At 75.9% G+C, this 11,862-nt stretch carries 6 protein-coding genes; 1 reads left to right on the forward strand and 5 read right to left on the reverse strand.

Going from position 1 to position 11,862, the window contains the following annotated elements:
• Window positions 1-12: 12 nt before the first annotated feature.
• Complete coding sequence (locus ACWDS7_RS11195) at window positions 13-3,273, reverse strand: BTAD domain-containing putative transcriptional regulator (RefSeq protein ID WP_451929144.1); 3,261 nt, start codon at window positions 3,271-3,273, stop codon at window positions 13-15.
• A gap of 35 nt (window positions 3,274-3,308) precedes the next feature.
• Here ACWDS7_RS11195 and ACWDS7_RS11200 point away from each other — a divergent pair, with 35 nt between their 5' ends.
• Window positions 3,309-3,482 (forward strand): hypothetical protein, encoded by a 174-nt coding sequence (locus ACWDS7_RS11200; RefSeq protein ID WP_451929145.1) that lies wholly within the window; start codon window positions 3,309-3,311, stop codon window positions 3,480-3,482.
• A gap of 256 nt (window positions 3,483-3,738) precedes the next feature.
• Here ACWDS7_RS11200 and ACWDS7_RS11205 read toward each other — a convergent pair whose 3' ends face one another.
• Genes ACWDS7_RS11205 through ACWDS7_RS11220 form a run of 4 tightly spaced genes read right to left on the reverse strand, consistent with a single transcriptional unit; the run spans window position 3,739 to window position 11,703 of the window.
• Window positions 3,739-4,467, reverse strand: coding sequence for a thiamine pyrophosphate-dependent enzyme (locus tag ACWDS7_RS11205; protein ID WP_451929146.1), 729 nt, complete (start codon window positions 4,465-4,467; stop codon window positions 3,739-3,741).
• Window positions 4,389-6,425 (reverse strand): SWIM zinc finger family protein, encoded by a 2,037-nt coding sequence (locus ACWDS7_RS11210; protein WP_451929147.1) that lies wholly within the window; start codon window positions 6,423-6,425, stop codon window positions 4,389-4,391. Before ACWDS7_RS11210 ends, ACWDS7_RS11205 begins: the two co-directional genes overlap by 79 nt.
• On the reverse strand, window positions 6,422-10,528 hold the full coding sequence (locus ACWDS7_RS11215; RefSeq protein ID WP_451929148.1) for a DUF5682 family protein: 4,107 nt from the start codon (window positions 10,526-10,528) through the stop codon (window positions 6,422-6,424). The genes ACWDS7_RS11210 and ACWDS7_RS11215 overlap by 4 nt, the downstream gene beginning before the upstream one ends.
• A complete protein-coding gene (locus ACWDS7_RS11220) occupies window positions 10,525-11,703 on the reverse strand; it encodes an AAA family ATPase (protein ID WP_451929149.1) in 1,179 nt (392 codons plus the stop codon). The genes ACWDS7_RS11215 and ACWDS7_RS11220 overlap by 4 nt, the downstream gene beginning before the upstream one ends.
• Window positions 11,704-11,862 lie beyond the last annotated feature (159 nt).

Consider the following 11,862-nt stretch of genomic DNA (forward strand, 5'->3'; position numbering starts at 1 on the left):
CCCGCCGCGGGCTCAGCACCTGCTGAGCTGGTAGGAGGCGCCCGCCGACAACCGCCGCAGCATCTGCTGCCCGGCCTCGGCGCGGTCGCGCCACCAGGTGAGCCCGTTCCGCTCCGCCAGCCGCATGAGCCCGGCGAGGTGCCGGCCGGTCGCGTCACGGTCGCCCATGGCGACGGCGAGCAGGGTCAGGTACCACTCCACCGGGCCCATGCAGGCCACCGCCGACAGCGCCGAGATCCGTCCCCTGTAGGGCAGCAGCCTGGCGTAGGTCTCGCGGCAGGCCGTGAGATCGCCGACCCTCGCCTGCGCCGCCCCTTGCAGGCAGGTCATGGACAGCCATGACCAGTCGAAGGGAGGAGCCGTCCAGCCGCGGGCCGCCAGTGCCTGTGCCTCCGTGAGGTCACCCCGGGCGCACAGGTGCAGGATCCGGGCGTCGTGCTCCATGGTCGGGTGGACGCCGGCGATCGCGTCGACCAGCGGCCCGGCCTCGGCCATGGTGCCCTGCGCGCAGCGCATCGCGATGCGGCCCATGGCCACCGCCTTGCGCGCGTGCCACACGCCGATGCGCTCGGCGTGCCGTCCGGCCTGGTCGTGCAGTGCCCCCGCGTCGTGGAACCGGCCGGCCAGGGCGAGCCGGTTGGCCTGCCACAGGGTGTGCTGGAAACGGGGCCAGGGAAGGGAGAGCCGCTCCAGCAGCGCCTCGCAGCGGGCGGCCGCCCGGTCGGCGCCGGGCAGGTCGGCCAGCTCCAACCTGTTGTGGGTGTACATCATCTGGGCGAGCAGCTCGAACCCCGGCATCCGGCTGCGTACGGCCAGCTCGTGGATCTCGTCGGTGATCTTCAGCAGCTCGGGGACGTGCAGGGGCTGGGGCAGCGACAGGTGCCGGGCGTTGAGCATCTGCATGAGCAGCAGGGGGTCGTCCAGGCGGCGGGCCATCGCGACGGCCCGCGCGGACAGGGCATGGCCGCGCGGGTCGTCGCTGCCGTCGTAGAACTCCTGGGCCAGGCCGCCCAGCAGGCGGGCCCGTAGCGGGCTGTCCGCTCCGGGGAGCTCGTGCAGCGCGATCTCGAAACGGTGCACCAGCCGCAGTTCGACCGCCTCGTAGGGGTCGCGGAGCGTCCACAGGGCGGGGGCGTCGAGCGCGGTCAGGGCGCGGGCGGTGAGTTCCGGGCCCGTCTCGGCCCGGCCGGCCGCCCGTACGGCCTCCGCCCTGACCCGCCGCGCGCCGATGGCGTCGCCGGCCTCCAGCAGCGCGTGCACCTGCCGCAGCAGCAGCTCCACGTGCTTGTCGGGGTCCCCCGCCGAGGAGTCGTGAGCCTTGATCGCCAGGTTCCACCACGTCGCGGCCTCCTCGTAGGCCAGGCGCAGGCCCGCCTCCTCGGCCGCCGCCGAGGCCCAGCGCACCGCCTCGCCGTACGCCGCCGGCCCGGCCTGCACCGCGTGATGGGCGATGACGGCGACGTCGGTGCCGGGCCGGGCCGACAGGGCGGTCATCACCTCGCGGTGGATCGCGGCTCTGCGCAGCGGGAGGATGTCGCGGACGAGGGTCTCGCGGACCAGGTCGTGGGCGAAGGCCATCCGCGTGGCGCGCGGCACGAGCAGCCCGGCCTGGACCGCCTGGTCCAGGAGGTGGTACGCCTCGGCCCGGGCGACCTCCGCGACGACGGCGGGGTCGAAGTCCCGGCCGATCACCGCGGCGACGCCGAGGACCTCCCCCGCCTGCGGCCCGAGCCCGGCGAGCCGCTGCCGGACCAGCTCGGCGACGGCCACGGGCACCGTGTCGGGGGTGTGTCCCTGGACCATCAGCCGGGCCGTCTCCCGGACGAAGAACGGATTGCCACCGGTCTGGTCGGTCAGGCGGCGGGAGGCCTCCTCGTCCATGTCCGCGCCCATGTCCCGTGCGACGGCCCGCACGGCGTCGGAGCCGAGACCCGTGAGCCGGATCCGCAGCAAGTCGTAGCGGGCGAGCCGGCCCAGCGCGTCATGCGCGGACTCGTTGGGGAAGGCCGTGTCCCGCAGGGCGGTCACCAGCGTGAGAGGGACGGCGTCCGCGCGCCCGCGGAGCAGTGTGATCACGTCTCTGAGCAGTTCGAGCGAGGCCGGATCGGCCCACTGCAGATCGTCCAGGATGATGACGAGGGGCTGGTCGGCCGCGGCCGCGGCCAGCCACTGCGCGATGGCCTGGTTGCGGCGGAGCAGCGCCGCGTCGGTGGACCCGGTGGGCCGCTCGTCGTCGAGCAGACCGGCCATGGCCCGCCGGTCGGGGGCCGGGTGGCACTGGTCGAGCGCTCCGAGCACCTGCGACCACGGCCACAGGGCGGGCGTGCCCTGCGTGTCGTGGCAGCGCCCCCAGAGCACGAGGTGGCCGAGATCTGCGCACCGGTCGCCGAACGCCTCCAGCAGGCTGGTCTTGCCGATGCCGGCTTCACCGCTCACCGTGGCCAGCGACAGGCCGTCGTGGACCGGTAGCGCGGCCAGCTTCGCGAACTGCTCCTCCCGGCCGCGCAGTGGGTGAGCCGCAGGGGTGAGGTCGACCTGGGCGACGGTGATCGGGCTGAGCGCCTCGACCTGCCGGAGGATGTCAGCCTCCAGAGCGCGCAGCTCCGGTCCCGGGTTCAGGCCCAGCTGGTCGACCAGCACCTTCCCGGCGTGACGCAGTACGGCGAGCGCGTCGGCCTGGCGTCCGGTGCGGTACAGGCCCAGCGCGAGCAGGCACCACAGCCGCTCGCGCAGCGGGTTCGCGGCCGTCTCCACCTCCAGGTCGGGAATCAGCGCCTGCGGACGGCCGAGATCCAGCAGCGTCTGCGCCCGCCGTTCGATCGCCACCAGCCGCAGCTCCCGCAGCCGGTTCACCTCGGTGACCGCCCAGATCTCGTCGGAGAACTCCCCGTACGGCGTGCCTCGACACAGCCGCAATGCCTCGTCCAGCGAAGCCAGCGCCTCGGCCGTGGCGCGGGACTCGGAGCGGTTCACCAGATCGGTGAAGCGGATCGCGTCGACGTCCGCCGCCGCGAGGAGATACCCGGGCGCCCTCCCGATCAGCAGCCGGGGCTGGGCACGCGGGGGACGGTGCGGCTCGATGACCCGGCGCAGGTTGGACACATACGACTGCAACGTCTGCAGCGCACTCGGCGGTGGGGCGTCGCCGTACAGGTCGTCGATCAGCGTGCCGCTGGAGACGATCCCGCCACCGGCGGCCAGGAGCCGGGCGAGTACGGCGCGCTGCCGTGGTCCGCCGAGGTCGACCGGGGCCCCGTCGTGGTGAACCTCCAAAGGACCAAGAATCCGGAACTCCACCTTTACCACCTATGGATCGGCACTACGAACGGAGCCACTTCGACGGAACGCCTGCTGCCCGCACCGACGGTGCCGTCCCGCATGAATCTCCTCCGGTGCTGGGCTTACCGCTGCTCAGCGGCCCCTACAGCCTGGGGGCCGCGATCGGGACCAGCCGCCGCATGATCCGCATCGTGCGCACGTGACGCTCCGTCGATCTCGAGATCAGCATGCGCAGTGTGGCCGGTGCGTCCTGCAAGGCGGTGGGAGATGACTGGGAGCCGGCTTCAAGCGGCGGCTCAGCCGTAAGCCCCGCCGGAGCGGGCGCCGATCGCGATCAGCAGGTCCGAGCACTGCGACTCCGTGGCCGGGACCTCGCGCACGGGAGCGGAGCCGGCAAAAACAGCCACAAATCACTCACATATCCTCCTGGCCGGGAATGGCCGCTCAGTCGTCGCCGTCTCAGACGGGCGCCATGTCCCTGGCGTACTTGATGTCATCGTTACCGGTGCCCGCGGCGACCATCGACCGGACCGCGGTGGCCGGGCGGCCCAGTTCGGGTCCCGTCGCCGCGGGGACGGCGGAGCCCATGGTTCCCGCGCCTCCGGAGTCGATGAACGTGCCCGGGTGTCCGTAGCCGATGAACCGCGCCACCCACATCCGGTGCTGCCCGACGCCCGCGGTGTGGATCGCGTCCAGGCCGACGAGGGCGGATCCGGGGCGGCGTACTCCGTCAGCCGCCCGCGCGCCCGCGAAGTACGACGAGCATCCCTCTGCGACGCGTGGTGGTGACCATGGCTGCTCCCGACGAAAACGGACCTGCTCAGATGAGCACCGGGGCCGCGGCCCTCCGTCTCCGCGTAGGAGGCGGAGGGCCGCGGCCCCCGCTTCTGCTCCGACCGCTGGAAGAACGGCGGAGCCTTGCTCCCTTGCGCGCCGTCCCTCCAGCGGCAGCCATGATGCCGACCGGCACTTGTGGCCGACTTGTAGCCGTTCCCAATGGCCTGCGACCGTCCCCGGCGTACGCCGACGGCCCGGGTCGGAGATCCGCGGGCCCGGCCGAGGACGGTCGCGGGCCCGCGGGACCGCCGGTTCCGTGCCGAGGCGGTCGGTCAGGCCTGGGCGGCCTGCCAGGACGCCTCGACCAGGGCCTGCTCCGCGGCCGCGAGGTGGATCGCGGCCGCCAGCCATGCCCACGCGTACCCGTCGGGGCCGGAGTCCGTCAACCGCCCGAACACGTCGCGGCCTCGGCGGTCGGCCTCGGCGGTGAGCGCGGCGGCCAGCTCGGCGGCGGCGGCGAACCCCGCCCGGCGCAGCGGAACCCCCTGGTCGCGGGAGTCGCCGCGCGCGCTCTCGGCGACCGCCCGCCGGCCCCCGGCGACGGCGAGCTCGACCAGCCGCCGGACCCGCCACAGCGGGGCGTCGGCCACCGGGTCCGCCGCCGCCTCGGAGTCCGCCTGCCACGGCGGGCAGACGTCAGGCGGCGGGAGATGAGCGCCCTGCAGGCGGTCGTACCCGAGGTCGGCGTGGCCCTGCCATTCGGCGGGGAGCCGCAGTGTCGCCTCGGCCCCCGGCACCGGTCCGACCGCGAGCGGGCGCAGGGTGGCCGCCCGGTCGGGGTCCAGCCTGGCGACCACCCGTACGAGCGTGCCGGGCCGGGAGGCGAGCTGCCGCAGGTTGGCGACATGGGCCAGGGACGGATGGGAACCGGCCGCGACGAGCCGGATCAGCGGACCGTCGGACCGTACGGTCGTCGGCGGCTGCCGCGCCGGACCGTCAGCCTCCGGATCGGATCCCTCCGGCGGCGCGCCGGCGGGCAGCAGCTCACGGGCGAGCACGTGATCGCCCGCGGCGCCGACGATCACCAGATCACACCCGACCGGTTCTCGGACTCTCTCCTCCATCTCCGACTCGCTCCAGGCGCTCGCGGAGAGCCGCGCGCCGACCGCCGCGGCCAGTGGCCGGGCGAACATGGCGGCCAGCGGTCCCGCTGTCCACGACATGCCGGTGATCGGGGTGGCGCGCACGCCGCCACCCGCCCCGAGACGGCCGTCCGCCGAGACCGTCGCCCCGGCGATCAGCAGGCCCGCCCGCGCCAGCTGCGCGTGGTTCAGCGTGGCCGGGCCGATGGCGACGGGCGCGGTGGCGGCGCCACGGGCACGGGCCGGCCCGCCCGGCTTGACGTCGGCCACCGAGAACCAGCGGCCGTCCTCCGTGACGAGGTGGGTGACCACACCGCCGTAGCCGGTGCCACTGATCACCGGCTCCCGGAAGACACCGTGGACGCGCAGGCTCCCGCCCGGCTGGTAGCTCCGGCGGACGTCGCCGATCAGCGCCGGGTCGGGGTCGGCCGCGGCCAGCCGGCCCGCGGTGAGCAGGAGGTCGCGGAGTGCGGACACCAGGTCCGCCAGGCGGTGGCCGTCGTGGCGGCCACGCGCCGCCCGCAGGTCGCGGACGGCGCGCAGGGCGGCGGCCTCGGCCCTGGGCAGCCCGGCCAGGCGGGCGGTGTGAGCGGCCCTGAGCAGTTCCGCCTGGGGTACCGCGCCGGCCGCGGGCACCCCGGCCGACAGCACGGCGGCAGCGGCGGCCCACAGGCCCGAGGCGGCGGCGACCTGCGCGGCGGTGGGCCCCGCGGCCGCGCCGCTCCCGGTCCCGCCGGGGGACGGATCGGCACGCGCGACGGGGTTCCCCGCCCCGGAGCCGCGGTCGCCGAGCGGTCCGGGCACCGCGTCCGCGGCCGCGCCGGTGCCGGCGGCTGTGTCTGTGCCGGCGGCTGTGTCCGGGGCCGCGGCCACGCCTGTGTCCGCGTCCGCAGCCGCGTCGGCGTCGGCGTCGGCCACCGGGCAGGCGCTGAGCACGGCCGCGCGGTGCAGGCACCGTGGTGCCAGGAGGCAGCTGCACCGCGCCTGGCCGTCGTCGACGATCGCGCCCGACGCCCCGGGCGAGAGGGTGACCACCGCGTCCTCGCCGCAGCCGATCCGGATGTCCGCGCCGTCGGCGACGGCGGGCGTGGCGGCATACTGCTCGATCGCCGCGTCAAGCTTCTTGCGGAGCCTGGAGGTGAGGCTCTCGACGGCCGCGGCGACCACGTGCGGCGCCGCCGGTGGGAGCTGTCCGGCCGGGGTGACGGTTGATGTGGGGGAATTCACCGGGGTTCTCCGCGGAGGCGGTCGCCCACCCATCGGGCGAGGGCGAGCGGGCTGAGGGCTGCGACGGGCATGCCGGCCGCGACGAGCTGCCGGGCGACGGGGACCGAGTAGCGGGGGACGCCGCTGTCGTCCAACGCGGCACAGCCCAGCAGATGAACGCCGGAACCGGCCAGGGAGCGGACCTCGCCGAGCAGACCTCCGATCGGGTAGCCCTCCTCGAAGTCGCTGACGACCACGACAAGCGTGCGGCTCGGTACGGTGACCAGCGAGCGGGCGTGGGCGAGCCCCGCGGCGATGTGCGTTCCACCGCCGACCCGCACCTCGAGCAGCAAGGAGAGCGGGTCGGCGACCCGGTCCGTCAGGTCGATCACCTCCGTGGAGAACGACAGGAAATGGGTGGAGAGCGTCGGCACACCCGCCAGGACCGCGGCGGTCAGCGCGGACCAGATCACCGACGCCTCCATCGAGCCGGACACGTCGACCACCAGGATCAGCCGCCAGTCGGCCTCCCGGCGGGCCCGGGTGCTGAACACCGGCCGCTCCGGGACGACCACGAGCCGGCCGTCGTCCATGCGGCGCGTGTACGGCAGGTTGGCCCGCAGCGTGCGCGGCAGGTCGAGCCGGCCGCCTGGACGGCGGGTCGGGCGCGGCGTCGCCAGCCCGCTCAGGGCGGGCCGCAGCCGGGTGGCGAGTTCTCGGGTGAGTTCGGCGACCAGGCGGCGGACCAGCGGCCGGAGCTTGGCGAGCTGCTGCTCGGGCAGGCCGCCCGCCAGCGACAGCACGGAGGTCAGCAGCTCGACCGAGGGCCGTACCGCGGCCGGGTCGAGTTCGGCGAGCACGTCGGTCCGTCCGGCGTCGGCGGCCCGGGCCAGCACCTCCTCGCGCACCTCGGTCCCGAAGAGGGCCTCCAGCTCCCGCGCCCACTCTCGGGCGGTGGGGAAGGACTCTCCCCGGCCGCCGGAGTCGCCCCCTCCCCCGGGGCCGCGCCCGAAGTCGTCCGCGCCCTCGCCCCGGCCCGCTCCGTACAGCTCGTCCAGCGCGCGTGCGTAGGGGCGGGCACCGGCCGGGAGCCGCTCGGACTCCCGGCCGAGCAGCAGCCGCCACCGGTCGGCCGGCGGGAGCCTGCGCGGGGCGGGATCGTCGTCCGTCACCGCGCAGGCCTCCGGCCGCGCCGGCTGCGGGTCCCGCGTCTGCCTGCCGTCCCGTGCGGTCCGGCGGTCCGGCGCAGGTGGTCGCGGCGCGTCGGATGACGTGCCGGCCAGGGCGGGGACGGGGAACCGGAGCGCCCGCAGCGCGGCCAGCCCGGCGGAGTCGGCGGCGCTCCAGAGCGCGAGCAGCGCGGGCGGAGCGCTCAGCGCCAGGTCGAGCCTGTCCCCGAGCCGCTCGGACACGGCCCCCAGCAGCCGGGTACGGCCGGCGGGGGTGAGGGTGTCGAACCCCCCGCGCAGCGCCGGCAGCCGGTCGAGGAACTCCTTGTCGGTGAGGCCGTCGACACGGTCCATGAGCGGGTCGAGCGCCGCCGGCGCCGACTGGAGCAGCGGTCCGGTGGCCGTGAGCACGCCGGTCAGCAGGCGGCTCAGGCGATGGCGGCCGTCCGGGCCGGTGGCGGCGCCGACCCATCCGGCGGCCCGGGCTCCAAGAGTGTCCGGACCGTCCAGGTCGAGCAGGACCCGGGCGGCCAGGGCCGCACCCTGTATGAGGGGGGAGGCGGTGCGCGCGAGCGCGGCCAGGGCGTCGTCCATCCGCAGCCCGAGGCGCTCCTCGCCGACGCGCGTGGCGAGGGCGACCAGGGCGGCCGCGTCCTGCGGCTGATCGCTGCCGGCCAGGCCCGGAAGCGCGCGGACCGCGGCCTCCAGCAGGGTGCCGGCCAGCTCGACGGCGCGCTCGCGACCCTCGGGCGTGGTGCCGGGGAGGTGCCGGCGGCGCAGCGCCTCGAGCAGGTCGAGAGCGTCGAGCAGTTCGGCGAGCGTGGCGGTGGCGGGGAGCGCGACGGCGGCGTCGGCGAGGCGGTCGGCGACCAGGTCGGGCAGGTCGCAGCGGGCCGCGGCGCGCAGGCCGCCGAGGATCAGGCCGCAGGTGGGCCCCCCTTCGGCGGACTCGCGGCGGAAGGTCTCGCGCAGCGTGCCGGCGGCGGCCTGGGCGAGGGTGACGCCGCGCACGCCCGCCAGGTCGAGCCGGGCCGGGACCGCGGGGGTCCAGGAGAGCCGCCACCGGGTGGTGAGCGCGGTGGAGTCACCTGTCCCGGTCACCTCGACCGGCTCACCGTAGCCGACGCCGCAGACCAGCAGTCGTTGCAGCACGACCTCCCGGCGCGCGTCCAGATCGGAGCGGAGCGGGTCCAGGCGTACTTCACGTCGCTCGGGGCTGTCCGGGCACGGGAGCCGGAGCGCGGCGAGATCGGCCTCGACGGCGGGTCCGAGCCCCGAACGCGGCGTGCCGGGCGCGATCCGGCCGCGGCCGGTACCGACGAACACCGCGTCGAGGGCCCGAGCCAGGGCCCGCCCCCGGCCCAGGGGCTCGCCCTGGCCGAGCACGGTCGTCACCGCCTCCAGCAGCTCGCCCCGGCCCGGGGCGGGCAGCCCACGTAGCTGCGCCAGATCGCAGGCGAGCCGCAGCGTCTCGACGGCCTCCCCGGTGCCCGCGGTGTGGCCGGCGGCGCGGAGCTCCCGGCACAGGTCGGTGATCGCACGGGCGGCGCCGTCCCTGACGCGGTCCGGGTCGCCGCCCGCCATGAACACCGCCTGCTGCCAACGCGGGTCACGGATGCCCGCCGGGTAACCGGACCGCGAGTCGAGCAGGTCGAAGGCGTACGGAACGAGCGAGGTGGCGGACGGCGCGCCGCCCCCCGCAGACGGGGTGGCCGCGAGAGAGGCGAGCCCGTCACCCATGCCCGGCCGCCCGGGAGCCGGGTGATCGCCCGCTGCCGCGGAGAGCCGCCCGGGAGCCGCGTGGCCGCCCGCCGCACCAGGCGGTACGGCGGTGCCGTCCGCGCCGACCCAGCCTGGCTCCACGGCGTCGGGGACGAGGTCGGCGGTGCCGGGGGTGATCAGCGCGGGAGCGTGGAAGGCGCCGACCACCGCCGCGACGCGCCGCCCGCCGGCCGCGGCGCCGGCGAGGACGCGGCGCATGTGCGCCTCACGCGCCATGTCCCTGGCCGGCACACCGCCTGCGGCCTCGGCGTCCCTGCGCAGCGCCCAGCCGACGCCGAGGGCGGCGCGGCGCACCGCTTCGGGTCCGCATCCGGGAGCGAGGGCCTCCACGGCCCGGTCCCACATGTCGTCCCCCTCGCGGCCGGTGCCCGAGGCGGCCAGCGCGTCGGCGAAGGACCTCCCCCGCGAGACCACCGCATCCGTCAGGGCCGCCGGGGCCGGGAGCGCGTCCGGGCCGGATCCGTCCGGCACCGGGGCGGGATCCCGATCCACCGGCGCCGACGGAGTCAGGACCGCATGGGGACCCGCGTCCACCGGCGCCGTCGAAGTCAGAGCCGTGTCGGGACCCGCGTCCACCGGTGCCGGGACCGGATCCGGGCCGGCCGGCCGCGCCGTACCGGACGCCGGGGTGGTGTCGGGCGCGTGCCAGCCGGGGTCGGCCAGCGGGAGGTCGCAGCAGAGCACCTCCGCTCCGCGCTTCCAGGCCCAGCGGATCGCCACCAGCTCCGGGGAGAAGTCGGCGAACGGGTAGAAGCCGAGACTCCCTTCCCCCGCGGCCCCGGCGAGGGCGACCGGCGCGAGGGTCCCCGGGTCGGCCAGGTATGGCAACCACGGCTGGAAGTCCACCGGCAGCTCGACACAGACCACTTCGGCGTCGGCGGCCTCCAGCAGCGCGGGAAGGACCACGGCCAGCGCGGGACTGTGGTGGCGCACCCCCAGCAGGTACGGCCGGGCGGAGGAGGCCAGTGCGTCGACCGCCCGCCGGGGGTCGGCGCCCCACGCGTCGTCGATGTCACAGGCTCCGCCGGCGTCACGGTCGGAGGACCGGACGTCGCGGGCATCACCGGCGTCGTGGCCGGAGGGCCGGACGTCCCGGGCGTCGCGGGCATCACCGGCGTCGTGGCCGGAGGGCTGGGCGTCCTGGCTGGGCCCGGGTCCGTTGTGGCCGGTCAACGGAGGTTCTCCCGCAGGTCCCAGAGCCTGCGCCACATCGCGGAGCCGTCCTCGGCACGGCGGCGCACCGGGCCGTCCCAGTAGCCGAGCAGCCGCCCGTGGTCGGCGGGGTCGTCCTTGCGGACGACGCCGAGCAGGTGTCCCGGCAGCAGGTCGAGGACGTCGCCGCCCGGCAGGTAGGCCGCGGCGACCCCCAGTGAGGCGGCCACCTGCACGGCCTCGGCGGTGGACATCACCGTGCCGGGCCGCTCCACGTCCCATCCCTCGTCCGAGCGGCCGGAGCGCAGGTCGCGGAAGACCGTGACCAACGCGTCGAGCACGGCGTCGTCCACGCCGAAGGCGGCACCCGCCCGCTGGACGACCGAGGTGGCCTGGCGGCGCACCAGGGAGGTCTCCGCCTCGGCGTCCGAGATGGGGTCGACGGTCTCGAAGTTGAACCGTCGCTTCAGCGCCGCCGACATCTCCGAGACGCCGCGGTCGCGCAGGTTGGCCGTGGCGATCACGGTGAAGCCGGAGGCGGCCGCCACCTGGGCGTCGGCGGTGCCGGCGAGTTCGGGCACGCTGAGCCGCCGGTCGGACAGGATCGACACCAGGGCGTCCTGCACCTCCGGCAGGCAGCGGGTGATCTCCTCGACCCGGGCGACGCGTCCCGCGCGCATGGCCGTGAGCACCGGGGAGTCGACCAGCGCGTCCCGGCTGGGGCCCTGGGCGAGCAGCAGGGCGTAGTTCCAGCCGTAACGGAAGGCGTCCTCGGTCGTCCCGGCGGTGCCCTGGACGGTGAGCGCGCTGGTCCCGCACACGGCGGCGGCCAGCAGCTCCGACAGCATCGACTTGGCGGTGCCGGGCTCGCCGACCAGCAGCAGGCCACGCTCCCCCGCGAGGGTCACCACGCACCGTTCGACCAGGGCGCGTTCGCCGACGAACTTGGCGGCCACCCGCAACCGGGCCGGAACGCCGTCGTCGACCATTACGCGCCGGCTCTTCGGCAGCTCCAGCGTCTCGTCGCCGCTGCCGCAGACGAAGGTCACCACCGCGCGTGGCGTCAGCGTCCAGCCCGGCGGGCGGGGCCCGTCGTCGTGGGCGGCGAGAAAGGCGAGTTCGGTGGCGTACCGCTCCTCGGCCGCGAGCACCTGCCGGGCCGGAGGGACCGTCGTCTGGTCGTCGGTCAGGGTCATGAAGTGAAGTCCTCGTGCTCTGGATGATGGATCTCTGAAACGCCGCCCGTGACGGGCGGCCTGGTGCTGTCGTTGGCGACGAGCACCGGCTGCCCGAACGTCCTGCCCAGATGCCCGGGGAGGTCCACCCCCGCCCAGTCGGGGATCGCGTAGACCGTG

This window comes from Streptosporangium sp. NPDC003464, assembly GCF_053588315.1.

Excerpts from the sequence above, each read along its gene's own strand:
- ACWDS7_RS11205 (WP_451929146.1), bottom strand. The coding sequence starts at position 4,467 with ATGGCTGGCGGCCGCGATCCACCTCGCGGCCGCGGAGCAGGCCCTGGT.
- ACWDS7_RS11200 (WP_451929145.1), top strand. The coding sequence starts at position 3,309 with ATGGATCGGCACTACGAACGGAGCCACTTCGACGGAACGCCTGCTGCC.
- ACWDS7_RS11220 (WP_451929149.1), bottom strand. The coding sequence starts at position 11,703 with ATGACCCTGACCGACGACCAGACGACGGTCCCTCCGGCCCGGCAGGTG.